The organism is Heyndrickxia sp. NPDC080065 (assembly GCF_050281185.1).
Classification (GTDB): domain Bacteria; phylum Bacillota; class Bacilli; order Bacillales; family Bacillaceae_C; genus Heyndrickxia.
Genome location: NZ_JBNNWS010000007.1, coordinates 81,637 through 108,430 on the forward strand (window position 1 = coordinate 81,637; position 26,794 = coordinate 108,430).

At 36.0% G+C, this 26,794-nt stretch carries 23 protein-coding genes; 11 read left to right on the forward strand and 12 right to left on the reverse strand.

Features of this window, described 5'->3' with window-relative positions; translation table 11 throughout:
* Window positions 1–140: 140 nt before the first annotated feature.
* From ACQKP0_RS09760 to ACQKP0_RS09775, 4 genes are all read right to left on the reverse strand, one after another.
* Window positions 141–428 carry a hypothetical protein gene (locus tag ACQKP0_RS09760; RefSeq protein WP_427405646.1) on the reverse strand — a complete coding sequence of 96 codons (288 nt, stop codon included), beginning with the start codon at window positions 426–428 and terminating at the stop codon, window positions 141–143.
* A gap of 8 nt (window positions 429–436) precedes the next feature.
* Window positions 437–820, reverse strand: coding sequence for a hypothetical protein (locus ACQKP0_RS09765; RefSeq protein ID WP_427405647.1), 384 nt, complete (start codon window positions 818–820; stop codon window positions 437–439).
* A gap of 168 nt (window positions 821–988) precedes the next feature.
* Window positions 989–2,227, reverse strand: coding sequence for a peptidase T (gene pepT, locus ACQKP0_RS09770; protein WP_427405648.1), 1,239 nt, complete (start codon window positions 2,225–2,227; stop codon window positions 989–991).
* Between the two features lie 151 nt (window positions 2,228–2,378).
* The gene (locus ACQKP0_RS09775; RefSeq protein ID WP_427405649.1) at window positions 2,379–3,749 is read right to left on the reverse strand and encodes an MATE family efflux transporter; all 1,371 of its coding nucleotides are present in this window, start codon (window positions 3,747–3,749) and stop codon (window positions 2,379–2,381) included.
* Window positions 3,750–4,222: 473 nt separating this feature from the next.
* On the opposite strand from ACQKP0_RS09775, the gene ACQKP0_RS09780 reads away from it, so the two are divergent.
* From ACQKP0_RS09780 to bioB, 3 genes are all read left to right on the forward strand, one after another.
* Complete coding sequence (locus ACQKP0_RS09780; RefSeq protein ID WP_427405650.1) at window positions 4,223–4,912, forward strand: response regulator transcription factor; 690 nt, start codon at window positions 4,223–4,225, stop codon at window positions 4,910–4,912.
* Window positions 4,890–7,073 carry a histidine kinase dimerization/phospho-acceptor domain-containing protein gene (locus tag ACQKP0_RS09785; protein ID WP_427405651.1) on the forward strand — a complete coding sequence of 728 codons (2,184 nt, stop codon included), beginning with the start codon at window positions 4,890–4,892 and terminating at the stop codon, window positions 7,071–7,073. Before ACQKP0_RS09780 ends, ACQKP0_RS09785 begins: the two co-directional genes overlap by 23 nt.
* A 105-nt stretch (window positions 7,074–7,178) precedes the next feature.
* Window positions 7,179–8,195 (forward strand): biotin synthase BioB, encoded by a 1,017-nt coding sequence (gene bioB, locus ACQKP0_RS09790; protein WP_427405652.1) that lies wholly within the window; start codon window positions 7,179–7,181, stop codon window positions 8,193–8,195.
* Window positions 8,196–8,256: 61 nt separating this feature from the next.
* Here the strand turns inward: bioB and ACQKP0_RS09795 are convergent, their stop codons facing one another.
* Window positions 8,257–8,655 carry a DoxX family protein gene (locus tag ACQKP0_RS09795; protein WP_427405653.1) on the reverse strand — a complete coding sequence of 133 codons (399 nt, stop codon included), beginning with the start codon at window positions 8,653–8,655 and terminating at the stop codon, window positions 8,257–8,259.
* A gap of 224 nt (window positions 8,656–8,879) precedes the next feature.
* Between ACQKP0_RS09795 and ACQKP0_RS09800 the strand changes: the two genes are divergently transcribed.
* Window positions 8,880–9,059, forward strand: coding sequence for a small acid-soluble spore protein H (locus ACQKP0_RS09800; protein ID WP_427405654.1), 180 nt, complete (start codon window positions 8,880–8,882; stop codon window positions 9,057–9,059).
* 135 nt (window positions 9,060–9,194) lie between these two features.
* Here ACQKP0_RS09800 and opp4C read toward each other — a convergent pair whose 3' ends face one another.
* From opp4C to ACQKP0_RS09825, 5 genes are all read right to left on the reverse strand, one after another.
* A complete protein-coding gene (gene opp4C, locus ACQKP0_RS09805; RefSeq protein ID WP_427405655.1) occupies window positions 9,195–10,118 on the reverse strand; it encodes an oligopeptide ABC transporter permease in 924 nt (307 codons plus the stop codon).
* A gap of 11 nt (window positions 10,119–10,129) precedes the next feature.
* Window positions 10,130–11,095: an ABC transporter permease gene (locus ACQKP0_RS09810; RefSeq protein WP_427405656.1), complete on the reverse strand. Its 966-nt coding sequence runs from the start codon at window positions 11,093–11,095 to the stop codon at window positions 10,130–10,132.
* A 186-nt stretch (window positions 11,096–11,281) separates the two neighbouring features.
* Window positions 11,282–13,141: a peptide-binding protein gene (locus ACQKP0_RS09815; RefSeq protein ID WP_427405657.1), complete on the reverse strand. Its 1,860-nt coding sequence runs from the start codon at window positions 13,139–13,141 to the stop codon at window positions 11,282–11,284.
* A 65-nt stretch (window positions 13,142–13,206) separates the two neighbouring features.
* Window positions 13,207–14,223 (reverse strand): ABC transporter ATP-binding protein, encoded by a 1,017-nt coding sequence (locus ACQKP0_RS09820; RefSeq protein ID WP_427405658.1) that lies wholly within the window; start codon window positions 14,221–14,223, stop codon window positions 13,207–13,209.
* Window positions 14,224–14,236: 13 nt separating this feature from the next.
* Window positions 14,237–15,208 carry an ABC transporter ATP-binding protein gene (locus ACQKP0_RS09825; protein WP_427405659.1) on the reverse strand — a complete coding sequence of 324 codons (972 nt, stop codon included), beginning with the start codon at window positions 15,206–15,208 and terminating at the stop codon, window positions 14,237–14,239.
* Between the two features lie 622 nt (window positions 15,209–15,830).
* Here ACQKP0_RS09825 and ACQKP0_RS09830 point away from each other — a divergent pair.
* The 6 genes from ACQKP0_RS09830 (at window position 15,831) to ACQKP0_RS09855 (ending at window position 22,321) form a co-directional block, all read left to right on the forward strand.
* On the forward strand, window positions 15,831–16,820 hold the full coding sequence (locus tag ACQKP0_RS09830) for an FUSC family protein (RefSeq protein ID WP_427405660.1): 990 nt from the start codon (window positions 15,831–15,833) through the stop codon (window positions 16,818–16,820).
* A gap of 233 nt (window positions 16,821–17,053) precedes the next feature.
* Window positions 17,054–18,070 carry an XdhC family protein gene (locus ACQKP0_RS09835; RefSeq protein WP_427405661.1) on the forward strand — a complete coding sequence of 339 codons (1,017 nt, stop codon included), beginning with the start codon at window positions 17,054–17,056 and terminating at the stop codon, window positions 18,068–18,070.
* Entirely contained in the window at window positions 18,067–18,699 is a 633-nt protein-coding gene (locus ACQKP0_RS09840; RefSeq protein ID WP_427405662.1) for a nucleotidyltransferase family protein, read from the forward strand. The genes ACQKP0_RS09835 and ACQKP0_RS09840 overlap by 4 nt, the downstream gene beginning before the upstream one ends.
* 59 nt (window positions 18,700–18,758) lie before the next feature.
* Entirely contained in the window at window positions 18,759–21,026 is a 2,268-nt protein-coding gene (locus tag ACQKP0_RS09845) for a xanthine dehydrogenase family protein molybdopterin-binding subunit (RefSeq protein WP_427405817.1), read from the forward strand.
* Window positions 21,013–21,846 (forward strand): FAD binding domain-containing protein, encoded by an 834-nt coding sequence (locus tag ACQKP0_RS09850; RefSeq protein WP_427405663.1) that lies wholly within the window; start codon window positions 21,013–21,015, stop codon window positions 21,844–21,846. The genes ACQKP0_RS09845 and ACQKP0_RS09850 overlap by 14 nt, the downstream gene beginning before the upstream one ends.
* A gap of 7 nt (window positions 21,847–21,853) precedes the next feature.
* Window positions 21,854–22,321, forward strand: coding sequence for a (2Fe-2S)-binding protein (locus ACQKP0_RS09855; protein WP_427405664.1), 468 nt, complete (start codon window positions 21,854–21,856; stop codon window positions 22,319–22,321).
* A 54-nt stretch (window positions 22,322–22,375) separates the two neighbouring features.
* On the opposite strand, the gene ACQKP0_RS09860 is transcribed toward ACQKP0_RS09855, so the two are convergent.
* On the reverse strand, window positions 22,376–22,918 hold the full coding sequence (locus ACQKP0_RS09860) for a hypothetical protein (RefSeq protein WP_427405665.1): 543 nt from the start codon (window positions 22,916–22,918) through the stop codon (window positions 22,376–22,378).
* A gap of 194 nt (window positions 22,919–23,112) precedes the next feature.
* Here ACQKP0_RS09860 and ACQKP0_RS09865 point away from each other — a divergent pair, with 194 nt between their 5' ends.
* The gene (locus ACQKP0_RS09865; RefSeq protein ID WP_427405666.1) at window positions 23,113–24,837 is read left to right on the forward strand and encodes an ABC transporter ATP-binding protein; all 1,725 of its coding nucleotides are present in this window, start codon (window positions 23,113–23,115) and stop codon (window positions 24,835–24,837) included.
* A gap of 920 nt (window positions 24,838–25,757) precedes the next feature.
* Here ACQKP0_RS09865 and ACQKP0_RS09870 read toward each other — a convergent pair.
* Window positions 25,758–26,672 (reverse strand): nuclease-related domain-containing protein, encoded by a 915-nt coding sequence (locus ACQKP0_RS09870; RefSeq protein WP_427405667.1) that lies wholly within the window; start codon window positions 26,670–26,672, stop codon window positions 25,758–25,760.
* Window positions 26,673–26,794: the final 122 nt, after the last annotated feature.

The window sequence follows — 26,794 nt, forward strand, 5'->3', positions numbered from 1 at the left end:
TGCCTGACACCATTCGTGGACTTTTATTGTTTTTTTCCGCTCCAGGTGGACATTCATAGTTCTGAAATACCAATATTTTGAATAATGTCCGTGTGGAGTGGAAAAATATCCGATTTGTCCACGAGCGGTGCCTGACACCGTCACAATTTTACGATGACTTCTGTTCCATCTTCTGTTTTTATATCAATTAGTACATGATTTTTATAATTCTTTAATTCTTGAATGAGTTCTTTAAGAAGGGGTTTCATTATTTTCTGATCTAAAGGTAAGAAACGAACAGCTTTTTTTTCTGCATGTTTATTAATCTGTTTGTCTATATTTCTCCATAAAAATTTTGAGCATAATATCGATGTGCTAATATTTAATAAGGCATAAGGCAGGGGGATGTTCCATGTTTTACCCTCTGTTTTTATTTTTACTTTAATCATCGGAGTACCTACTCAATAATAATCGATACATTATCGCCATCTGCAGATTGGATATCAACGATTTGCCCTTCTAGTTCATTTTCAATGGCTCCTGTTAACAAATCCATATCGATGCCTTTCATGTACTTTTCCGCATCAGGAACATATTTTGCTATGTTATGTCCCACTTTTAATAGGGATAATATCAACTTAATCGGTAAATTAACATTAATATTATCTCCATCTTCAGATTGAATGCTTATTTTTAGTGTTTTGTTTAAATAGTCAGCAGACTTTTGAGTGGCAAGCCCTTCTTCTTTGACTTTAAGTAAGTATAGTAGTTCTGTCGCTTCCTCGTTATCGATTTTATCTTCTTTTACTAAAGTTAATAATTTTGATATTTCTTCTTTCATTTTTCAAGTCCCCCTATTGTTTAATGGCTTCTTTTGGAGTGATTTCCTCTTTTTGTTTAAGTTAATTGTATAATCAAAAATAAATTAATTAAACAAAAATTAATAAAATTTGTATCTTTTAATATGTATAAAAAAAGCTAACCCGTGAATAGGCTAGCTTTTTCAAATTTACGCTTCTGCTTTTTCTTCAAATAACTTAGTAATTTCGATGATAACGTTTGTTGCTTTAATCATGTTATCGACTGAGGTAAATTCATATTTACCGTGGAAATTTTCTCCACCTGTAAAAATATTTGGTGTCGGCAGTCCCATATAGGATAATTGTGAACCATCTGTACCGCCGCGAATAGGAGAAATAATCGGCTCAATATCCAAGCTCTTCATTGCTTCATAAGCAATATCAACAATATGCATTTCTGGTTCAATCTTGTCTTTCATATTGTAATATTGATCATTCATCTCTAGAATAATATTCTTTTCTCCGTATTTTACTTTCAGTTCATTGACGATCTGTTCAAGGTTTGCCTTCTTAGCATTAAATTTTTCTTTGTCATGATCTCTAATGATATAGTTCATTTTTGTTAGCTCTACATCACCATTTAATGAAAGCAAGTGATAGAATCCTTCATAGCCTTCTGTATATTCTGGAGCCTCTTCTACAGGTAATTTACTTTGCAGTTCCATTGCAATTTTTACCGAATTGACCATTTTTCCTTTCGCCGAACCAGGATGAATATTGTTTCCTTTAATCGTGATTTTCGCTCCAGCAGCATTAAAGCTTTCATATTCTAATTCACCGATCGGTCCTCCATCTACTGTGTAAGCATACTTCGCATTGAAGGCTGTCACATCAAATTTTTGTGGTCCTCTTCCAATCTCTTCATCTGGTGTAAAGGCTACTCTAACTTTTCCATGTTTAATTTCTGGATGCTTGATCAAATAAGCCATCGCAGTCATGATTTCAGTAATACCCGCCTTGTTATCCGCTCCTAGAAGAGTTGTTCCATCAGTAGTAATTAATGTATGACCTTTATAGTTAGCAAGGTTAGGAAAATCCTGTGGTGATAATACAATATGTAATGAATCATTTAATACAATATCATTGCCATCATAATCTTCTACAATTTGTGGGTTAACATTCGTTCCTGTAAAGTCAGTCGCTGTGTCTACATGTGCTAAAAACCCAATAGTTGGAACTTCTTTTTCAGTATTTGATGGAAGTGTTGCCATAACATACCCATTTTCATCAATCGTTACTTCTTCCATACCAATTGCCTTTAATTCATCTACTAGCATGTGAAGGAGTGTCCATTGTCCAGGTGTAGAAGGACAAGTTTCGCTTTCTTCATTCGATTGTGTGTCCACTTTTACATAGGAAGTAAATCTTTCAATGATTTCATTTTTCATTTTCTTCATCTCCCTTTAGTATTATCTATCTATCTTATCATGAACCTAAATTGATTACACACGCGGGAATTGGCAAAAAAAGCTTCCCCCTCTATATGAATAGAAAGGGGGAAGGAGAAGGGGCAAATAATATAAAAATTTGTTTCTCTAGTTATGATGATTTTAAGGCTCTTAATTTCATTTTTGCTGCTTTACGTTCCCAAGGCTTTGTCATCCATCTTCTCAAGGCAAAGCTACCCCTAAACCACTCATCTGCTCCTTGGGCAATCCAAATTCCTAAAAGACCGAGTTCAAAATGTACACCTAGTATATAGCTGAGAACAACAGCTACTCCCCACATAGAGATGATTCCGATGATGACAGGAAAACGAACATCCCCTGCAGATTTTAATGCATTCATTAAAACGATATTCATGGCTCTTCCTGGTTCTGTAACAACAATTGCCCATAAAACAGGTAAACCAATCGCAATAATTTGTGGATCATCTGTAAAGATTTTTAAAACGGGTGATCCAATAAGTGCTAAGATAAGTGATGCAATGAAAGATGCACACATCGCTATTTTTAACGTACGAATGCCTCGGCGGAGAGCACGATCAAATTGTTTCCCGCCGATATAACGGGCAACTAGGAGCTGAGTACCTTGTGCAATTGCTAATGTAAACAAATAACAAATCATAGACAGATTTAATAGATAAATACGGGAAGCAAGAGCTGATGTTCCGATAGAAACAACAAACCCGGTAATGACTAACTGAGATAATTGATAAGATAAGTTTTCCCCTGCAGATGGAATCCCTATCGAAAGGAGACTTCTAATATCCTCCTTTTTTGTATGGAATAGATCACTAATTTTTAATTTTAATGAAAGTCTTTTGTAAACAAAATAAATTAGCGCGATAACGGCAAAGGTTCGTGCAGCTACCATTGCCCAAGATACTCCTATAACCCCTGTAATCGGTAAACCCAATATACCTGTAGTAGCAATGATATTCCCGCAAATGCTTATTAAGTCCATAATAACCGTGACAACCATTGATTCCTTCGTATAACCATGACTGCGAAGCACGGCACTTAGTGCTAATGATAAAGACTCAAGAAAAAGGGATGCACCGCAAATACGTACAAAGATAAGTCCGTAATCAAACACTTTCCCGTGGATGTCAAATAACCGAAGGAGATGGTCGCCAAAAAGAAAAACGATAACTGCTACGATGATTCCAAACCAAAAATTTAAACTGAATACGGACCGAGACAATTGTCTTGCTTTTTGCAATTGACCGGCACCTATACTTTGACTGATTAATACCGTTGCACCGATTGAAGTAACGGTAAAAACTAGGATGAAAATATTTAGCAATTGGTTAGCTACGCCAACTCCTGAAGCCGCATCATCAGAATAATGACTAAGCATAAGAGTTGCCATGATGCCCATTCCCATATGAAGTGTCAACTCAATCAAAAGCGGCCAAGTTATGTTAAAGAGAGTCTGTTCTTGAAATTTATTTGTTCTAGCATCCAATGAAATTTCTCCTACTCTATATTCAAATTAATATATAAGGCTCTTTTCTAATACTTTGTTGTTATTTGTAACAAAGTAAAAATCGGCAGTAGGATTTTTACGGTTGTTTTTGCACTTATATAAAAAGTATGGGATGAAGAAAAGAGCACGAAACCATATTAATTAAGTATTTATGCGATTTACGAAAAGCAACTATCTTTACGAAAACAGCCATATATAAAGACCATTGTAACTCTATAGGTATATAAGTGAAATAGAAAAATATGATAATAGCTGAAAAATATTTGTTGATTTTTGTGTTATAAAATTTTTATATTGTATCAAGTTTAATAGAAAGACAAAAAATTACCATTTATAATGAAATATAGAAAATATAGAAACTTAAGAAATTCTTCATTTTTTCACTAGATGATTGTTAAGAAATCTATTTTACTATAGAAATAGCTGAAATAAACAAGGATGGAGGGTGGAAGTTGGAATATCGTGTATTAGTGGTTGATGACGAAGTAGAAATAAGGGATGTTATCGAAATTTACTTAAAAAATGAAGGAATCACCGTGATAAAGGCTAAAGATGGGATAGAAGCTATCGAAAAATTAAACGAAAATGAAATTCATCTTATTCTTTTAGATGTGATGATGCCGAGAATGGATGGGACTTCAGCAACATTCAAGATTCGTGAAAAAAAGGATATCCCTATCATTATTCTAAGTGCAAAGAGTGAAGATACAGACAAAATATTAGGCTTGCAAATTGGTGCAGACGATTACATTACAAAGCCATTTAATCCACTTGAACTCATTGCAAGGGTGAAATCGCAGCTGCGTAGGTATGTGACTTTCGGTACATATGAAGGATCAAAAAAAACCATTCAATTGAATGGTCTACTCTTGGACCAAGCAGCGAAAGAAGTGAGAGTTGATGGGGAGGTTGTGAAGTTGACTCCCATTGAATACCGTATTGTGGAACTGCTTATGACCCATGCAGGGCGTGTCTTTTCTATTTCGGAAATTTATGAACAGGTATGGAAGGAACCTGGTTATAATGCTGAAAATACTGTTGCTGTCCATATTCGGAAAATTCGCGAAAAAATTGAATTCGATTCAAAAAATCCAAGGTATTTAAAGGTGGTGTGGGGTATTGGTTACAAAATGGAAAAGTAGGATGATTTACTTCACCATTGCTTTGCTTTTGTTTACATTTGGTTTAACCAGTATAGTCTCACTTATTACACAAGGCCATGAATATCTTTTTAAGAACTATTTTGATACAGATGACTTTAAGGGCGAATTTCAATCTTTTACTCAAAAATTAAGTATGTATGAATTAAATGCTATGACGAACGACGAAGCAAAAAATCACCTGACCGTTACAGCTGATGAAATAATGGGCTACCGTGATCAGTATGGATATTATACGGATCGAGTTCAGGAGATTACCAATGAATATCAGTCGAATATTGATGAAGCATTATCTGAAAAAAATCAAACCGCAGCGGATGTTTATCTGACTGAAAGAGACAAGAAATTAGAAGATATAAAGAAAATATTTAAGAATGACAATTATGTTAGAAATGAAATATTAAAAGAAAAGGAAAAATATATTGATGAGTATTTTCGTAATAAAGAAAATGATCTCCCTGAACTTTATGAAGCTAAAAAGGCGTTTAAGTATTATTTAACAGATAGGACTACAGGTGAGGTTTACACCAATATATACTCTAATAATGAAAAGCTAATCAATTCTCAATTTACGGAAAAGGAAATGGCTTATATTCGCCATTTTGCCTCTAAAGACGAGAACTATTTAACTACTGATACACCTCCGGGATTGGATGCTACAGCAAAGAAATTAGTCGGAAAAATTGGTGTATTAAAATCGGCACCGAAGAACGTACCTGTCATATCAAATTACCACCGCTATCCACAAAAACAAACAGCTTTTTACTTATACACAATAGGCGGATTAGTTGCATTATTTTTAAGTATTTTGATCATGAAAAAATTACAACCATTTCAATTAACAGAAAGAATACAAAAATATTACCGAATGATTCCGCTAGATATTTGTTTGCTTATCCTTATTGGTATTGCTAGTTATGGAGCAATTGCTTTTTTAGGGAGAATAAGTAATTTATATTTGAATGATTATTTTCCAATTGGTCATTTTTTCTTAAAGTTTTTAATGTCTGTCCTTTTTGTTTATATTACGGTCGTTCAATTAATGTTATTGTCGGATAGAATAAAAGAGTTTGAAAGGTTTAAAGCTGAGTGGGAAAAAAGTATTCTATATAAAATGTATACAGGTATAAAGGAAGCCTTTCTTATTCGAAGCATTGGTACACAAACGATCATTTTATTAGGTATCTTTCTAGCCTTTATCATTGGGGCTGTTTATGTTGCAAGAGAGCAAAAATATCTTTATCTTTACTCATTGCTATTTCTATTGTTTGTCATTCCATCGATCATCATGATTGTAAAAAGGGCGGGTTATTTTAACCGCATTCTGAAAAATACTTCCGAGTTAGCACAAGGAAACCTTGAGCCAGATTTAAAAATTATAGGACGATCTCCGTTAGCTGATTTAGCAGGGAATATTAATCAGTTAAAACATGGTGTTAAAACATCCAAAAAAGAGCAAGCAAAGAGTGAACGGCTAAAAACGGAGCTTATTACAAATGTTAGCCATGATTTACGAACACCATTAACATCAATTATTACCTATACTGAACTTCTAAAGTCAAAAGGATTAAGTGAAGATGAAAGAACAGCCTATGTCGAGATTATTGATCGGAAATCAAAACGGTTAAAGGTATTGATCGATGATCTATTTGAAGCATCAAAAATGGCTAGTGGCAGTATCGAGCTTGTGAAGAAAAAAGTTGATATGATTCAATTATTGGAACAGGCACTTGCTGAATATGACGAAACGATCAAACAATCAACTTTACAATTTCGAATTTCTACCCCAGAGAAACCGGTTTATGCATATGTAGACGGACAGAAATTTTGGCGGGTATTTGATAACTTAATCGGAAATATTCTTAAATACGCTTTAGAAAACACGAGAGTGTATATATCGATACATGTTTCTAATGACAAAGTGGTTATTACATTTAAGAATGTCACAAAATATGAGCTTAGTGAAAATTCGGATGAACTATTCGAACGCTTTAAACGTGGAGATACATCCAGGCATACAGATGGATCAGGTCTCGGGCTTGCCATTGCCAAGTCAATTATCGACCTTCATGAGGGAAGCATGGAAATGGAAGTAGACGGGGACTTATTTAAGGTGACGATTCGAATAAATATTTTAGAGTAGTAATCTCCTCTTGGGAAAATATTGATTATTCATACCCATGAGATATAATTTATTTGTTAACTATTTTTATAATTTGGTTAACAAATAAACGGTGAGGTGATAAATATGTCATGGATGGAGCTAGCTAAAAAAGTAATTGACGGATATCGTCTATCTAAAGAGGAAGCTAAACAAATTTTACTTGCAGAAGATGAAGAGGTATTATCGCTCGTTAATGCAGCATATGAAATTAGAAGACACTATTATGGGAAAAAGGTAAAACTAAACCTTATTATTAATGCGAAAAGTGGTTTATGTCCGGAGGATTGCGGCTATTGTTCTCAATCAATAAAAGCAACGACAGATATACAGAGGTATACACTTACAAGTAAACAGAAGATTGTTGAAGGTGCTAAAGAAGCAAAAAGGAATAAAATCGGTACTTATTGTATCGTTTTAAGCGGTAGAAGACCGACAAATAGAGAAGTGGATACGGTTGTTTCGGCTGTCAAGGAGATTAAAGAAGAGGTTGACCAACTAAAAATTTGTGCCTGTATGGGTCTTGTCTCTGAAGAACAAGCACAACGTTTAAAAGAATCCGGTGTAGATCGGTTTAACCACAATATTAATACTAGCAGCAACCACCATTCTTCTATAACAACTACCCATCAATATGATGATCGAGTAAAGACCATCGAGACGCTTAAAAAAGTAGGGATTTCTCCATGCTCCGGTGTTATTTGCGGGATGGGCGAAACGAATGATGATATTGTTGAGATGGCTTTTGCTCTTAAAGAGCTTGATGCTGATTCCATACCAGTAAACTTTTTAATTCCAATGCCGGGAACAAAGTTGGAAAACATGGATGAGCTGACTCCAAATACATGCTTGAAAATACTTACCTTATTCCGCTTTGTAAATCCAACAAAAGAAATTCGTATTTCTGGTGGTCGTGAATATAATCTTCGTTCCATGCAAAGTTTAGGGCTTTATATTGCTAATTCAATTTTTGTAGGAGACTACTTAACTTCTAATGGTCAACAGGCAGAGGCAGATTACCAGATGATTAGTGACCTTGGATTTGAAATTGAAGAGAATCCATTTGAAACAGAAAGTCAAGACTTTGCAAATTGTATGAATTAGATCGCGTCATATTTTACATAAGCGTCTATTTTTTTAATAATAGACGCTTTTTTTTTACGGATTATAGATGGTAGAACAGTACATATTCACCTGGTCCAATTAATGCCACTCCAATAACAACCGCTATTAATACTAAGTTATATTCAAACCCATTATTAGTTATCCAGTAGCCATTACGACCATGAACAGAAAGAATGGCATCAATCATAATAATCGTGATAAGACCTGCACCTATTGGGGTAAATACTCCTGCGCTAAATAATAAACCACCTACAAATTCAAACGACCCTGCTAAAATAGCCCAAATGGTCCCACCTGGTCTTATTCCAATGGACTCCAGCCACTCACCTGTTTTACTAGGCCCAGTACCACCAAACCAACCAAACAATTTTTGGGCTCCATGACCTACAAATGTAAGACCGATGACTAGTCGAATGATTAATAGTCCAAGATTAGCCATACATATTCCCTCTTTCAGCTTTCAAAAATCCGCCTTCAAAAATTACCTCTAAATTAGTATAGACGAGTAAGTATATTTTATTCTTTTAATAATATAGGGAACATATTTTGCGTATTCGGAAGTGTTTAGACTAGAAGTTGTATTAGAAGAAATCAGGATGATATCGAATAGTTTCTGTAATTTGAGTGACAATACATATTGAAGCCGAGAGGAGGTCGAGTGAAATGAATAAACAACGTGCCCAAGAAATTGCAAAATCATCGGTTATGTGTAATGTTACATACAACGGAAAGCCAATTTATATTCAACATGTTGATGAAAATAATGAAACAGCGAGAATCTTTCCAATTGGTCAACCAGAAAATGAACAAGATGTGTCATTAAGCAGTTTGGTCGAGAAATAAATTGTAGATCAATTTGATAAAGGTGACACAAAAGTAAAGTGTAAAAAACCTGTAAGTCACCCTCTTCAAGTTTGCATTTATTTAAAATACCGTCCAGATATTGGACGGTGATTTATTTTCTCCGGTTGTTAGTTCTTACCGATTATTACTTTTTGGATCAAAGGCATCACGAAGGCCATCACCGATAAAATTGATGCATAATACAGTCAATAAAATGGCTAATCCAGGCGGTATCCATGCTTCTGGATGATTGCGTAGTATACGTATGCTTTGTGCTTCAGAAATCATGTTTCCCCATGTTGGAGTAGGCTGTGGAATTCCGAAACCAATGAAGCTGAGAGCTGATTCAACTATAATCATTGTAGCCATCATTAAAGTGGCATTTACAACAATGGGTCCAATTGCATTAGGTATAAAATGTTTAAAAATAATTCGGAAATCACTTGCTCCTATTGCCCGTGCACCAAGGACAAATTCTTGTTCACGAAGGGATAAGTACGTTCCACGAATAATCCTTGCCAAGTTTGGCCATGACGTTATCGCAATGACCGTAACAAATATACTAACTGTTACCTTTTGTAAAATAGCAACTATTGTCAAAACAAGTACAAGAAAAGGTAGAACAAGAACAATGTCAGCAATACGCATAATGATGCTATCTACTTTTCCACCATAGTATCCTGCGATTGAACCAAGAGTTACTCCAATAACAAGAGTAAACAACATTGCACTAAAACCAACAATTAGTGAAATTCGGCCACCGTACAATAACCTCGCTAGGTTATCTCTTCCAGAACTATCAGTTCCTAATGGATGTTCAGCACTAGATGATGACTCGATAAGCATCAAATTAGACTTAGTGGGGATTTGATTTGTAAATAAAGGTGCACATAGAACGGCCAGCACAATGATTAAAAGGATAATAAGGCCGGCAACTGCCAGTTTATTTTTTAAGAAACGCCTAAGGGCAAGTTGAAAGGGGCTTTTTCCTTTTATGGCTTTCCCCTTTGGCTGAGTATTAGGGTTTGAGTCTAATGTAACATCTGCATTGGATTGCATAAATTCACCCCTTAATCGTAGCGGATTCTTGGATCTACTATGCTATAGAATATATCTGCTAATAAATTACCTAAAAGGATAAAGAAGCCTAATAATAAGTTAATGGCCATTATCACGGGATAATCACGACTCCCTATCGATCTAATAAACAATGTGCCAAGACCAGGGTATTGGAACACTCCTTCTGTAATAATTGCTCCACTTAATAGGGATCCTATTTCAAACCCCATTAGAGTAATGATTGGAATCATTGCATTGCGAAGGGTATGCTTATATAGGACATTCCGCTCAGTCATCCCTTTTGCTCTAGCAGTACGTATGAAATCTTTCCCTAGAACATCAAGCACTTCAGATCTCATATAACGCATATAAGCTGCTGTCCCTGCTAGTCCAAGGGTAAGTCCTGGTAAAACAAGATGATGGAGCTTATCAAAAAATAATTCCATTCCTGTAAGTCCAGGTGTTGAGACGGAACCTTGGGATGGAAACCAACCTAAAGTAATCGAAAGAATATAAATGGCAACTAGTCCAAAAAAGAAATTTGGAACAGCTAGACCAAAAAATCCGAAAGTAGTGGCTCCATAATCAAGCAATGAATACGGTTTTTTGGCAGAATAGATGCCAATAGGAATGGATACAATAAGCGTTATTATTAACGAAAATAAGCCTAAGTTCAAAGTATTTCCGATGCGGTCTCCAATTAATTCTGTGACACTACGCCCATTATATGTATAGGATTGACCAAGGTCTCCCTTCGCTACATTTGTTAGCCAGTGCCAATACTGTACATAAATGGGGTCATCTAACCCAAGCGCTTTCCTTTGTTCCTCATATACCTTTGGATCAATCTTAGGATCAACCATTCGCCCAGAAAAAGTATCACCCGGTGCAGCTTGAATAAGTGCAAAAACAATGATAGTTAAACCGAGCAGCATTGGGATAAAAATAAGAAGCCGGCGTATGATAAATTTATACATCGGTTTCCCCTCCGTTCTTTTGAAAAGGGACAAAGTGTGCATCGTACAATTACACACCCTGTTACCCATTAATTTTTCGTAATATTGGAAGTCTTAGATAGATATCGATTAAGGAAATCGGCTCAGTCACCGATTTCCTCTAAACCAACTATGATCTTTTACCTATGAAAAATGGTTAGCTTTTTCTTACTTATCTGACACATACCATAAATGTGTATCGTTATACATTGAATATGGTAAAGGTTTTATGTTATGCAAGCGTTTGTTGTAACCCCATAAAGTGTTTTGTGCATATAGGATTAAAGCAGGTAAATCATCTTGGAATAGTACTTGCCAATCGCTATATACTTGATCACGGTAGGATTGATCAAATGCATCAGGTGGCTGTATAGCCTTTTTCATTAATTCATCCGATTCTTTATTGTTCCAACGACCGTAATTGTAAGCAGCAGTGGAACTCCATAGCCCACTTGGATCTGGATCTGTACTGCTTAGGCTCCAGCCTAATAAGTAGAGATCCCAATCATCACTTTTCTTTTCAAGAGTATCAGAGTAAGTTGAAAATTCTATTGGTTGACGGAGGTTGATTTTAATTCCTACTGCCTCAAGCATTTCTTGAATAATTGGTGCCGAACGCATCCGAATTTCGTTTCCGTTTGGATAGTTTAAATTGAGCACCCACTTGTTACCTTGAGGATCCTCGCGGAACCCATCACCATTTTTATCAACATATCCTGCTTCATCAAGTAGTTTTTTTGCTTCTTCTACATTAAATTTATATTGATTTGGCTTTTCGCCATCATAGGCTGAGAACTGTGTTGCGATTGGTGCATTGATAACCGCGCCGCGTCCGAAGAGTAAAGCTTTAATAAGGCCTTCGCGATTAATTGCATAGGCAATGGCTTGGCGTACACGCTTATCCGAGATTTTTTTATTCGGTACCCAGTTATCAGGTTTTATGACTCCTTCTTTTACATCTTCAGGCTTACGATGGTTGGTCATAAATCCCATTAATTGATAACCGAATTTCGGTTGTTCAATAATCTCAATATTTTCCATCTTGCTAACTGAATCATAGTCTGCAGGTTGGAAACCATTCGGGTCTGCTACAAAGTCGAGTTCTCCAGTTTCTAACATTCCGACGATGACTGATTGGTTGACAACCTTCCAAACGATTTTATCGAGGTATGGCTCTCCTTGCCAGTAATCCTTATTCTTTTCAAGAATATATTGTTCACCATCGACCATTTCTGTAAATTTATATGGCCCGGTCCCAATGACTTTGCCAGCTTTAAGCGATGCCTCATTTTTAGGAATATCTTTAATTGGGATATCTTTAAAGATATGCTCAGGAATAATTGTAAAACTTGCATTGTCTAATGCTGTTACGTTTGGTTGTGTAAATTTAAATACAACGGTGTGTTCATCTACTGCAACAACACCCTCAAATTTATCCGTTTTGCCAGAAGAGAAATCTTCGTATCCTAGTAATTTATCGACATAATCTGTACGGACACCGCCTGCTTTTACGTAATCAGGGCTAGAAATGGCTTTGTAAGTGTATACAACATCATTCGCTGTAAATGGTTGACCGTCATGCCATTTTACGCCTTCTTGTAAGGTAAATGTAACTTCGGTTTGGTCATCATTGAACTTCCATTCTTTTGCTAATGAAGGAATAAACTCTAATTTTTCATTTTGTGAAACTAAACTTTCATGTGTGAATGACAAGATATTGCTTTCGTAGGCATCTGTGTAGAAAATCGGGTTAAATACCCCGGCTGGAGCAGTATCCATTGCCCCTGTAATGGTTCCCCCTTTTTGTGGTTCACCTGTTTTTGAGCCAGGATTTTCTTTGGAGTTATCAACTTTTTTACCTCCACCACTACATGCCGAAAGCACCATACTCAATAACAGTATGAAGATAAGACTGAGAAGCCAACCTTTCTTTTTCTTCAAATGATTCACCCCTTTGTATTTTTCACAAACTACAAATAAACGCCAAAGCCTTCCGCCATTCATCACCCCCTTTTTAATATTATTCAAATTATGATATATGGGTAATAAGCTTATATAATAATTAAATATTTAAAATGCCGATTTTCCCCAAACTAAACACTCGCCTCAGTATGTAAATGGCAGGCGACGAAATGGCCATCCCGCATGTGTGTTAAATCGGGGCGTACCTTGGAACATTTCTCATGGACAAGAGGGCATCTAGTTCTAAAGGCACATCCAGATGGAGGGTTGGATGGACTTGGTAAATCCCCTTTTAATAAGATTTTTTCACGACGATTATGGATATTCGTTGATGGTGCAGATGATAGTAGTGCTTGTGTGTATGGATGCAATGGATGTTCATATAATCCTTTTTTCGGTGCAATTTCTACGATGCGCCCAAGGTACATAACCGCAACACGATCACTTATATGCTTCACGACACTTAAATCATGAGAAATAAATAAATAAGTTAAATTAAATTCATCTTGCAGATCAGCCATTAAATTAAGTACTTGGGCTTGGATAGATACGTCAAGTGCAGAGACAGGTTCATCACAGATGACGAATTTGGGGTTGAGTGCTAAAGCCCGCGCAATGCTGATACGCTGTCTTTGGCCACCGGAAAACTCATGGGGGTATTTCAGGCGGTCATCTGCTCTAAGTCCAACCTTTTCTAATAAGTCGATGGCTTTTTCTTTACGTTCTTTTTTAGTAAGGGAGGTTTGTACAACTAATGGCTCCTCTATTAATTCAGCTACACTCATTTTCGAATTCAGTGATGCAAATGGGTCCTGGAATACGATTTGCATATTTTTACGGTAAGGCCGAAGTTTCTTATTGCCTAAATGCGAAATATCATCATTTTCAAAGATAATTTGTCCCTCTGTAGGTTCATGTAGACGAAGGATAACCCTTCCTAAAGTAGATTTTCCAGACCCCGACTCTCCAACAATTCCAAGAGTTTCACCTCTTTTTATATCAATGGAAACATCATCTACTGCTTTTACGTAGCCGACTGTACTACGGAGTAGTCCTCCCTTTATGGGGAAGTATTTTTTTATGTTTTTGGCTTGTAAAATATATTCTTGCTCTGTGTCTTTGATCAGCTCGGTTTTGTCTAGTGGCACGTTAGTATCCTCCTTATTCGTAAAGATGGCATCGTACATCATGACCTGTTTCTGTTGGTATAAGCTCCGGATGGATTTCCCTACATTTATCCATTACCTTAGGGCATCTATCCGAAAACCGGCACCCTGTTGGAAAACTATGTGACGGCGGTACGGTTCCTTTAATTGCTCCAAGCCTTCTTACTTCTTTTTCAATACTTGGCAGACTTTCAAGTAAACCAATGGTATAAGGATGTTTGGGGTTAGTAAACAAACGTTCAACCGTTGTATCTTCAACAATTTGTCCACCATACATAACCATTACTCGATCGGCGTATTCAGCTACTACACCTAAGTCATGAGTGATTAGAAGAACGGCAGTATTAAATTTTTCCTTCATTTCCTTCATTAAATCTAGAATTTGCGCTTGAATCGTTACATCAAGTGCAGTTGTAGGTTCGTCTGCAATTAGTAGCTTAGGGTCACATGACATAGCGATTGCAATCATTGCCCGTTGGCGCATACCGCCAGAAAGTTGGTGAGGATATTCCTTCACTGTCTCTTCTGCTCTTGGAAAACCAACCATTTTCAGCAATTCTATGGCTCTTTTCTGTGCCTGTATCTTTGATAGTTTTTTGTGCTTCATCAATGTTTCCATAATCTGATTTCCAATTGTAAATACTGGATTTAATGCAGTCATTGGCTCCTGAAAAATCATTGCAATATCATTGCCTCGTACCTTTGCCATTTGCTTGTCTGAAAGCTTTACAAGATCCTCCCCATTAAAGGTAACTGATCCCTCTTTTATTTTTCCTGGCTTGTTAATTAATTGCATAATTGAAAGTGAGGTAATACTCTTGCCGCTTCCAGATTCTCCAACAAGAGCAACTGTTTCACCGGGATTAATGGAAAAATTAATCCCATCAACTGCTTTAGATATTTTTTTATCATCTAGATAGAAATAAGTTTTTAATCCTTCAACTTTTAATAGTGTGTCTTGCATCACTTGTCACCTCGGATTCAATTCTATTAATTGGAGTAACGAAAATTCTTAAACCTAGTTTATTAGAATAATATTTTCCTATTTATACAGCCTCTTTAACTACTATGTGTAAAAAATTTGTAATATGATAAAAATAAATTCATTTCAATACAAGTATTTTGAGAAAAAGATGTAGAACCAATATGGGAAATAGAAAAAAATCACAAAAATGGAAGTATTAAAATGTGTGAATCCAATTTCGTGGTGCATTCTCAAGGAGGGTAATCTTTTCGATTTAATGAATGTAATGACAATTTTCTTACCTGCAGCTATGTATTTTGATAGCTAAAAGATTTAAAAAATTGTTTATGTTAGTCTAAGGGGAAATTATGTTTATTTTTTTAAATTACTTTATGCACGATAAAGGAGGTTAGGAAATCTGGTTATTTTTTACTCGTTGATATATCAAAATATACAGTAGTATCAAAATATTTGTCAACACTATATTCAAAATATATCGAAAATTGGGATTAGAAAAAATTTTATAATGGTTAATGTGGTGTTAGATATAAATTGAAACGTATAAAAGGAAAAAAAATATAAAAACTATTAGTTAGGAAATTTATGAAGGAATGATTAATACGAAATGAAACAAAAGAATCAGGAAATTTTTGAAAACATATCATTGGTTATATGGAAAGTAGCAATTGCCTCGGCACTTTCTTGGGAAGTCGCGAAGTTAACAGGATCCAATCATCCTTATTTAGCACCGTTGACCGTTATTTTGTGTCTTAAAGCGAATCCAAACCGAACAATCCGCTTTTCCTTTCATCGTATGATTGGCACCATTATTGGGATATTTCTTATTATATTTTTCTATAAATACATACAAATAAATGGATGGATGCTGGGACTTTTAATTTTAGGAGGTTCATTCATTACAAAATGGATGAAATTAGATAAAACAGTGATCGAACAAGTTGCCCTGTCAATTTTACTTGTATTTGTCTTGGGGCATCAATCTGGAGAATATGCTTCAGACCGAATTAAAGATACGTTTATAGGAGCAGTACTTGCTATATTAGTGAATGTCTATTTCTTTCCGAATTTTTTTACCCAAAAGGCAGCTTCTACATATAACGAATACTACAGCATGTTATCCTCATTGTTTTTAGAATTCTCAAATTGGATTTTAGGAGGCTGCGATCCTGTAAAAGGCAGGGAGTATCAAAATCAATTAAAAAAATATATTCAGGATTTGCACCCGATGAAAAAAGATCTAAAAATGGTTTCTAAGGTGTTTAGCTATTTTCCATTTTGTAAGCAAAAGAGTACTGTTTTGCAGGAATATCATCAAAAAACAAAAATGTTGAGTAACGGATATATCTACTTATTGGATGTGGTGGTGACATTTAAAGAATGGGGTTCCTCTCATTCCATGACAGTAAGTGACAAGGAAACATGGGCAAATCAAATGAAAGTATTGAATGATGGGCTTGAAAGGTTTGAGAAGAAAAAGGAGCTCTCATTTCCGCCAAAAGGCTTACTTCAAGTCTCACTGAAAGCAGAACAACAGAAACAACAATATCATATTGCCATTTATCAAGAAACGAAACAATTTTGTGAAGAAAATTAGTAAAGGCTCATTACTTTCAAATTGAAAAACTTAATTAAACCAGCATGCATCTATAGATTTAATAATATTTTACGAAGTAAATATCAATGATTTTACGAAGTAAATATCTGGTAGGATTTTTCCAATCTTTACGAAAACAGCCTTAGTAATCGAAATTTGAAATTGGGAAGTTCTAATAATTACTCCATACACTGAATATACATTATATAGTACCCTGGAAAGCGGTGAATGGCATGGAGGATATTTTTCAAATTTTAAACGAACTTCGCATCTCTAATGGAAAAGGTGTCCTTGCAACAATTATTCATGTGGAAGGGTCTTCATATAAAAAAGAAGGATCGACTATGTTGTTTTTAGAGAACGGCGAACAAATCGGTATGCTAAGTGCAGGATGTTTAGAGGAAGAACTTCAATATAAGGCAGAGCAAGTTTGGAAGGAACAAGAGGCAAAGGTATTCATCTACAACATGAAAGAGGAATCGGATTTATCCTGGGGGCAAGGAGCAGGTTGTAATGGTGTTTTGCATATTTTGTTAGAGCCTATAACAGCAAAGCTACAGGAAGATTTGTTGAGTTTAAAGGGGTTTTTAGATGCAGGAGACACCGTATTACATATCAAACAGTTTACCGAGGATTTTAACCTTATTGCATATGGCTATTATCCGTTAAAGGGAAGTGAGTTTGGCAGCTCCCATCATTTAATTGAAGATAAACATGTGAAACAAAGAAATGGATTATTAAATATAGATGGAGCAGCTCCTATGTACCTTCATTTATATAAACCTAAACCGCGATTATTTTTATTTGGAGCCGGTCCTGATGCCATACCATTGGCAAACTTTGCTGAAGATGTTGGTTTTGAAGTTACTGTTTGTGATTGGCGTCCGGGATTTTGCAATAAAGAAAAATTTCCTAAAATAAGTAATTGCATGATTGGGTTCCCACGTGAAATTTGTGAAGAATTATCCTTCAGAAAAGATGACTTCGTTATTATCATGACCCATCATTTTCAAAGGGATAAGGAGCTGCTGTCCTTTCTAAAGAATGAAAAGCTAAATTATCTTGGTATTTTAGGACCGAAAAGACGAACACAACGATTATTGAATCATGAGGAAATTCCTTCTTGGATTTCTTCGCCAGTTGGTAAAAGCATTGGTGCTAAGGGGGCAGAGGAAATAGCTATAAGTATTGTTGCTGAAATGATTGAAGTGTTACGTAAACCAGTCAAAGAGAAAATGTGGTCAAGTTGAAACAAGATAGGATCATAGGGATATATCTTGCTGCAGGTAAAAGCAAGAGGATGGGGAAAAATAAGCTTACTTTACCATTAATGAACGATTGCTTAGGCAGCATTGCTTTAAAAACAGCCCTTCAAACAGAACTTGATCATATTATCATTATCACTAATCCCTCAGATGAGCTCTCATGGATAACACCCTCTTTAAAGATGAATAAGAAGTGGTGTTCTTTTTCATGTGATGATGCTGACAAAGGGCAATCTCATTCCTTAAGATTTGGCATAAAAAATGCAATAGATTTGAATGCAAATGCAGTCATGATATTACTTGCAGATCAACCCTTTATTTCAAGGAAAATAATAAATGATCTAATTTTTCGATATAGTACAAACAAAGATAACTCGATTGTAGCTGCATCCTTTAATGGAATTCCTAGACCCCCCATTCTTTTTTCAGAGAACCTCTATCCTGAATTATTGAAACTACAAGGGGATAAAGGTGCCCGAGAACTTTTAAGAAGAAATATACAAGATAAGAAGCTAATAATAGAATTTCAAGATCGTTTATCCTTTTTAGATGTCGATCACGAGATGGATTATTTATCAATTAGAAAGCTAGATTCAGGGAGGGAAAAAGATTGAAGGTGATTGGGAAAAGTATTATTCGAAAGGATGCCATTGAAAAAGTAACAGGTGAAGCAATGTATATTAATGATTATCACTCTCCAGAGATGTTACATGGGGCACTGGTTGTTAGTCCATTAGGGCATGCAAAAATTAAGAGTATTGATGTAACAAATGCACAAAAGATACTTGGTGTGCGAGCGATTATTGCTGGAGAAAGGTTTCCTTTAATAGGTGAGGAAATGAGAGACCGCCCGCCAATTGCTGTAGATAAAGTCCGTTATAATGGAGAAGTTGTTGCAGTTGTAGTAGCGGATAGCTTATTTATAGCTAATAAGGCTGCAAGCTTAATAAAAGTAAAATATGAGCCCCTTCCAGTGGTTAACTCACCTAGAGAAGCTTTTAGAAAAGATGCGCCACTCATCCATGAGGACTTAGGAACTTACGAAAAAATTTCCGGTGTATATCCTGTTCCTGGTACAAACATTGCAAGCTTACAAAAAATCCGTAAAGGGAATATGGAAAAAGGATGGAGTGAAAGCGAAATAACGGTAGAGGCCAATTTTTCCTTTAATCCATCTGACCATGCTGCAATGGAAACCCGATGTTCAACTGCAGAGATAAAATCTGATGGGACCATTGTGATCTCAACGACATCACAAGCCCCCTTTATGGTAAAACAGTTAATAGGCCAATATTTTAATGAAAATATCGGAAAAATTATTGTAAATACCCCGCTCGTTGGAGGGGCATATGGTGGGAAGGCTTCTTCTCAATCCGAATTTCTTGCCTATCTTGCATCCAAGGCAGTTGGTGGGAAACTTGTGAAAATTGCGTATTCACGAGAAGAGGATTCAATTACTGCACCTTGTCATATTGGGTTGGATGCGAAGATAAAACTAGGATGTACAAGGGACGGGATATTAAAAGCTGCTGAAATAATTTTTTTATTTGATGGCGGTGCCTACTCAGATAAATCAGTAGATCTGAGCAGAGCAGCAGCAGTTGACTGTACAGGGCCATACCACATAGAAAACACTTGGTGTAATTCATATTGTATGTATACAAATCATCCTTATGCAGCCCCTTTTCGTGGATTCAGTCATTCCGAACTTTTATTTGCCATTGAAAGGACGATGGATCTTTTAGCCCAAAAGCTGCAGATGGATCCATTTGAATTACGTTACAAAAACGCAATCCTCCCTGGTAATACTACCCCTACTCAAGTTCTTCTCAATCATAGTAATGTTGGAAATCTTAAAAAATGCATTGATCGTGTAAAAGAATTAGCAAACTGGGATGAGGGGCAAGTCATTGAAATTGATGAGCGTTTTGTCCGTGTAAAAGGTGCTAGCTGTGGATGGAAAACATCTACAATTGATTCAGATGCAAGCTCAGGTGTCATTTTAACTTTTAATACTGATGGAAGTATAAATTTAATGTCTGGTGTAATTGAGATTGGAACTGGGACAAAAACAGTTTTAGCCCAAATCCTTGCTGAACGTTTACAAATGGATGTTAACCAAATACATGTACGAATGGAAGTGAATACTCAAACGACACCGGATCATTGGAAAACGGTGGCTAGTCGCGGAACGTTTATGGCGGGGAGAGCCTTACTGAAGGCGGCTGATGATGTAGAAAAACAATTGAAAGATATTGCCTCATGTGTTTTACGTTGTTCACCAGATGATTTAGTTGTTGCCAATTCCAGGGTGTTTTTACGAGATGATCCTAGAGTAGGGCTTGCATTTCCCGAGATTGTGCACGGTTATAAGTACCCAAATGGCAATGCAATTGGCGGGCAAATTATTGGAAGAGGAAATTACATTTTACGGAGGATGACCAATATAGATCGTGAAACTGGTGCTGGAAATCCAGGACCTGAATGGTCGGTATGTGCATCAGTTGTAGAAGTGGAATTTGATAAAAGAGATTTTACGTATAAGATTATTCGCGCGAGTACAGTGGCTGATATTGGAAAAGTGTTAAATAAAAAAACAGCCAAAGGGCAAGTAATGGGGGCTATGAGCATGGGATTATCCTATGGCGGTCGTGAAACATTTATTTTTGATGAGCTAGGGAGAGTAATAAATCCACAGTTAAGAACCTACCGGCCGATTCATTATGGAGAGAATCCTGAGTATTTGGTTGATTTTATTGAAACCCCGCAGTTAGATTCCCCATACGGATTACGTGGTGTTGGTGAGCATGGAATATTGGGAATGCCTGCTGCTCTCGGTAACAGCTTATCGATTGCTGCCGGTGTATCACTGCAGCATCTCCCTTTAATCCCCGAACTTATTTGGAGAACGAAGGAGGGGAAACTGGATGGCTACCTATGATTTCGATTATTATCAGCCAAAATCCATACAAGAAGCGACCTCTCTATTCCATGCCCTGAAGCTTGAAGGGAAAAGTCCAAAATATTTCTCAGGTGGGACAGAAATTATTACGCTTGGGAGATTAAATGTAGTATATACAGATGCTGTCATTGATCTAAAGGGAATTCCGGAATATGAAGTCTTATATTCTAGTGAAAGTCGATTGATTGTAGGAGGAGGACTCTCTATTGTTCAAATTGAAGAATCAAATCCGTTTCCATTATTATCAAAGACCTCAAGTGAGATTGCCGACCATACATCACGTACAAAGATTACAATAGGCGGTAATATATGTGCCGAAATTTATTACCGAGAAGCGGTGCTGCCCTTTTTACTATCTGATAGCATCCTGATGATTGCGGGATTTGATGGTATTAAATTCTTTCCAATTCATCAAGTGTTTGATCGTTATCTTCATCTAAATGAGGGATCGTTCCTTGTCCAAGTTAGTACGGATCGTAAATTTATCGAAGCTCCCTATGTAAGTATAAAAAGGAGAAGGCAATGGAATACAGGCTATCCTCTAATAACAGTTGCTGCGCTGAAAATCGATAATCAAATTAGAGTAGCCATCAGTGGTTTATGTCCATTTCCGTTTCGGGCATTTGAAATGGAAGAGCATCTTAATAATGACCAATTAACAATGGATGAAAAAATAGAGGATGCTATTTTGCATCTTCCATCCCCGATATTAAATGATACAGAAGGTTCTTCAGAGTATCGACTGTTTGTTTTAAAAAATATATTGTTTGATATTCTAATAGAATTGGAGAAGGGGTGAAGCAGTGATGTCACTTGTGACGGTAATATTAGACGTAAATGGGGAACAAAGAGAGGTAAGCATTAGAAGTTCTGAAACACTTCTTAATGTTTTAAGGGGGAAGTTAGGTTTGACTGGTGCAAAGCCTGGCTGCCTTAATGGTGATTGTGGTGCTTGCACGGTGAATATTGATGGATGGCCAATGAAGTCGTGTCTTATGCTAGGTGTAGAAGCTGCAAATAAACAGATAACTACGATAGAAGGACTAAAAAATGCACCGATCCAACAAGCCTTTATCGAGTCATTTGCTTTTCAGTGCGGCTATTGTACACCGGGATTTATAATGAATTGTCATTCTTTAATTCAGAAACATCCGAATGCAACTGATCAGGTGATTCAAGAATGGCTAGAATCAAATATTTGTAGATGTACAGGGTATCAAGAAATTGAAATGGCGGTTAAATCAGTGCTTGAGATGAAAGGGTCTTCGGAGTAGCGGGTGCGGAAACCCGCTATTTTCGTGGTGTTAAGATGCTTAGTAATCTGGTGATTACTGAACAGGTGTAATCTCTTGGGTAGAGATCTTCCATTTACCGTCTTTTTTTACAACGGTTATTTCTAGCTTAGCTATTTGTTTTGGATCTGAGGGAGATTCTGCTTTATCCCAAACGACCTTTACTTTTTCATTTGTTATAACGGTGTATTTTGGTTGTTCTTTAGGGATTAAAGGCAGGGAATCTAATATGGTTCTTGAACCTGTAATGATCTTGTCATACCAATTTTCCCTGAGTTCAGTAAGGATAGGATCATCATAGTAATTTGGTAAAATACGGTCAAGTTCCTCTCTTGTAGGTAATTTTGAAGCATCCCTACTAAAATTAACCGATAAATTCAGTAATTTACCTGTTGCTTTCTGAATATCAATCCAAATACTATTTTTATCTTTTTCAGTTAAAACCATTTTTTCTTCTACCCCACCACCGACAGGAATTCCTTCTTCTCTCTTTTTTGCAGGATCCTTTTCCGAAAATATAAAGGATATAATAAGTGCTAGGATAAAAACTAAAGGAATAATGATAAAGTTTTTCCTCAATATTACACCCCCTTATAAATAGTATACCATATATTTACATATAATTCTGAAAATAAAATAAATTTTTTGGTAAGTTAGTAGAATAATATTTTCGAACCGAAAAAATATTAGAATAATTTCGCTTTTTCATTGCAGCTTCTTTATATAAAATTTATAATCGCTTAAGATGAATAGAAATAGATGGGAGATGCATTATGTTACGCAGGTTTTTTTCTTATTATATGCCGCATAAAAAACTATTTATTATAGATTTTTGTAGTGCAGTAGTAGTTGCGATTTTAGAATTAGCTTTTCCACTTGCTGTGCAGTGGTTTATTGATGATCTTTTACCAGAAGGAAATTGGTCTACAATTGTCTCGGTTAGTGTTGGTTTACTGGTACTGTATTTAATGAGTACTTTTTTACAATTTATTGTGAACTACTGGGGACATAAGCTAGGGATTAATATCGAAACGGATATGAGACAGCAATTGTTTCAGCATGTACAAAAACAGTCCTTTCGTTTTTTCGACAATACGAAGACTGGACATATTATGAGCCGGATTTCGAATGATTTATTTGATATTGGGGAGCTTGCCCACCATGGTCCTGAAGATATGTTTATTGCTGTAATGACGTTTGTTGGAGCATTTTGGATTATGTTAACGATTAATGTTCAACTTGCATTAGTAACGATTGTTATTGTTCCGTTTCTAATTTGGTTAATTGTTGTTTGTAATTTAAAAATGAATAAAGCATGGAAACAAATGTATAGTGATATTGCGGATGTGAATGCACGGGTAGAGGATAGCGTATCCGGAGTTCGTGTCGTCCAATCGTTTACAAATGAAAGGTATGAGATTTCAAGATTTACTAAGAATAATCGCAAGTTTAGAAAAGCGAAGCTTGGCGGCTATAAAGTAATGTCATTTAGCAGTTCGGGAATTTATATGATGACGAGATTCATTGTGCTCGCAGTTTTAATATATGGTGCTTGGCTTAATTTTAACAACAAGCTTTCTCCAGGAGAACTTGTCGGCTTCATACTTTATATGAATGTTCTTTTTAAACCAATTGATAAAATTAGTGCTCTAATGGAACTGTATCCAAAAGGAATGGCTGGCTTCAAACGTTTTACAGAATTAATTGACCAAGAGCCGGAAGTAGTAGATGTGAAGGGGGCGATGGAAGTTCCGTACCTTCATGGAGACATTGCTTTTGAAGATGTGACCTTTAGTTATGATGAGCACAAGCCAGTTCTTGAGAACATCGATTTAAAAATTCAGTCTGGTGAAACAGTTGCTTTCGTGGGACCTTCTGGAGCAGGGAAAACAACCATCTGCTCGCTTATTCCACGATTTTATGATGTAGATGCTGGAAAGATATTAATTGACGGAATCGATATTTGCAAAATGACGAAAGAATCACTTCGATCACAAATCGGTATTGTTCAGCAGGATGTCTTCCTTTTTACAGGAACATTGCGTGAAAATATCGCTTACGGGAAGCTGGATGCAACTGAAGAAGAGATTGTAGAAGCAGCAAGACGTGCTCATTTAGAAGAGTTCATTCATTCCCTTCCATTTGGTTACGAAACACAAATTGGAGAGCGGGGACTTAAACTATCAGGAGGGCAAAAACAGAGAATCGCTATTGCACGTATGTTTTTGAAAAACCCGCCTATTTTAATTTTAGACGAAGCAACATCTGCACTAGACACAGAAACTGAACGAATTATTCAACAAGCATTGAATGAACTAGCCAAAAACCGTACAACTCTCATCATCGCCCATAGACTTGCTACAATTCAAAACGCGGATCGAATTATCGTCGTCACTGAAGACGGCATTGCAGAAGAAGGAACCCACAATGAATTAATAGCAAAAGGTGGTATTTTCGCCAAGCTCCACCAAGTACAATATCAGCAACAAGGGGTTTAACTAAACTGTTCGCTTTTCTAATGTAGAAAAAACAATCAAAGTCGTGAGAATCTGCTTGTAAGACTATATTTTATTGATTGAAAATTGGTACTTGATGTACTTCTACTGAGATGTACATCAAGTAGATAATTGTAACAAGATCTACCAGAAAAGCGTGAAAAGAAGTAGATCAAAGAGGGAGCCCGTAACAAGATCTACCAGAAAAACGCTGAAAGAAGTAGATCAAGAGGGAACCTGTAACAAGATCTACCAGAAAAACGCGAAAAGAAGTAGATTAAGAGGGAAATCACAACAAGATCTACCAGAAAACCGCTGAAAGAAGTAGATCAAGAGGGAACCCGTAACAAGATCTACCAGAAAAACGCGAAAAGAAGTAGATTAAGAGGGAAATCACGACAAGATCTACCAGAAAAACGCGAAAAGAAGTAGATCAAGAGGGAAATCGCAACAAGATCTACCAGAAAAACGTGGAAAGAAGTAGATTAAGGGGGAACTGTAACAAGATCTACCAGAATAACGCAAAAAGAAGTAGATCCAGAGGGAAACCACAACAAGATCTACCAGAAAAACGCGAAAAGAAGTAGATCCAGAGGGAACCCGCGACAAGATCTACCAGAAAAACGTGGAAAGAAGTAGATCAAGAGGGAAACCGCAACAAGATTTACCAGAAAAACGTGGAAAGAAGTAGATTAAGAGGGAAACCGCAACAAGATCTACCAGAAAAACGCGAAAAAAAGTAGATCCAGAAGGAAAACCGCAACAAGATCTACCAGAAAAACAAAAAAAGTACACCAAGCGGAAAGCCGCGACAAGATGTACTTCAAAATAAATAAACAAACCTAAGCATTCAATAATATAACCTAGTATATGAAGCAATATTTCCTATATTACTCATATTCTTTAAAAGAATTTAAGATTCATCATGTTTCATATGACATATAATAAGAAGTACGTCCAAACCCTATTATTTTAAAATTCTTTGAAAGAATATTGAGAATGGTCCTTCTTGGTATTATTTTACACCATTCTTGTATTTCGTTTGTAGTTATCTTTCTTTCAGGAAAAAGAATTGCCCATTCCTCTACACTCCGTATTACTGCAGCTGTAACATTTTCTTTGTGATCACATGTTTCACAAACTAATGAGTTTTTACTGAAATCGTTAACAAAGGAACGACAGCGTGCACAAGCTACCCCCTTTTTTAGTTGATCAAAAGTATAGTCAGGTATCCGTTTGTAAGGGGACTCTTCTGAATGAACGGAAACTAATTGTTCAGCTAATTTTAAGTATTTGTCTTTCATTTTTGAAGTTCTCTGAGTAAATTTATTTATAAATCGAGAAAGCTGTGTTGGAAAAATAATAGGAAGATTTCGTGGAGCTTGATATAAGTGAAATTCGGGGTTAATGAAGATAACATATGATTCGATTGGATAGTTCAATCCAAGATCTTGGAGTAGTCTTCGAAATAAGGATTCACTTCGTTTTAACTGGAGTATTGGGTTTTTTATTTCATTTCCGGATATTGAGTACCATCGATCAGCTTCGATATAATAATCTCCTTCATAATTTTTAATTTCGATCATGTATATTGTTGGATTAGAGATTAATAGCGAATCAATTTGACAAATCGTATTATTACTTTCGAGAAGTAAATCGTTTAATATAAGCCAATCGTTCGAAATGTTCTTTATCCGCTCATCAAAAGTTTGCTCTCCTTTAAAGCCTTTTTCTAAGGTTAAATAGTTCATTTTATCTTTTTCTGATAAATGCATTCGCTCATTTAAGTATCTTAGAAGTTTTAATTCTACTGATTCATTGCGAGGTTTAAAAATCAATTTCTACATCTCCAATCTGTATTAAGTTTAGTAATTTCCTCTCTTTAAATAGTATAATACTTCAGACTATTTTAAAAAGCCTTTATAGAACACAATTTTTTTTAATTAGTTTAGCTTCAAAG

Bases quoted from the DNA above. Each gene is read 5' to 3' on its own strand.
- ACQKP0_RS09810 (WP_427405656.1), bottom strand. From the start codon at position 11,095: ATGTATAAATTTATCATACGCCGGCTTCTTATTTTTATCCCAATGCTG.
- pepT (WP_427405648.1), bottom strand. From the start codon at position 2,227: ATGAAAAATGAAATCATTGAAAGATTTACTTCCTATGTAAAAGTGGAC.
- ACQKP0_RS09830 (WP_427405660.1), top strand. From the start codon at position 15,831: ATGAAACAAAAGAATCAGGAAATTTTTGAAAACATATCATTGGTTATA.
- ACQKP0_RS09800 (WP_427405654.1), top strand. From the start codon at position 8,880: ATGAATAAACAACGTGCCCAAGAAATTGCAAAATCATCGGTTATGTGT.
- ACQKP0_RS09835 (WP_427405661.1), top strand. From the start codon at position 17,054: ATGGAGGATATTTTTCAAATTTTAAACGAACTTCGCATCTCTAATGGA.
- ACQKP0_RS09760 (WP_427405646.1), bottom strand. From the start codon at position 428: ATGATTAAAGTAAAAATAAAAACAGAGGGTAAAACATGGAACATCCCC.
- opp4C (WP_427405655.1), bottom strand. From the start codon at position 10,118: ATGCAATCCAATGCAGATGTTACATTAGACTCAAACCCTAATACTCAG.
- bioB (WP_427405652.1), top strand. From the start codon at position 7,179: ATGTCATGGATGGAGCTAGCTAAAAAAGTAATTGACGGATATCGTCTA.
- ACQKP0_RS09765 (WP_427405647.1), bottom strand. From the start codon at position 820: ATGAAAGAAGAAATATCAAAATTATTAACTTTAGTAAAAGAAGATAAA.
- ACQKP0_RS09855 (WP_427405664.1), top strand. From the start codon at position 21,854: ATGTCACTTGTGACGGTAATATTAGACGTAAATGGGGAACAAAGAGAG.
- ACQKP0_RS09865 (WP_427405666.1), top strand. From the start codon at position 23,113: ATGTTACGCAGGTTTTTTTCTTATTATATGCCGCATAAAAAACTATTT.
- ACQKP0_RS09845 (WP_427405817.1), top strand. From the start codon at position 18,759: ATGTATATTAATGATTATCACTCTCCAGAGATGTTACATGGGGCACTG.
- ACQKP0_RS09795 (WP_427405653.1), bottom strand. From the start codon at position 8,655: ATGGCTAATCTTGGACTATTAATCATTCGACTAGTCATCGGTCTTACA.
- ACQKP0_RS09850 (WP_427405663.1), top strand. From the start codon at position 21,013: ATGGCTACCTATGATTTCGATTATTATCAGCCAAAATCCATACAAGAA.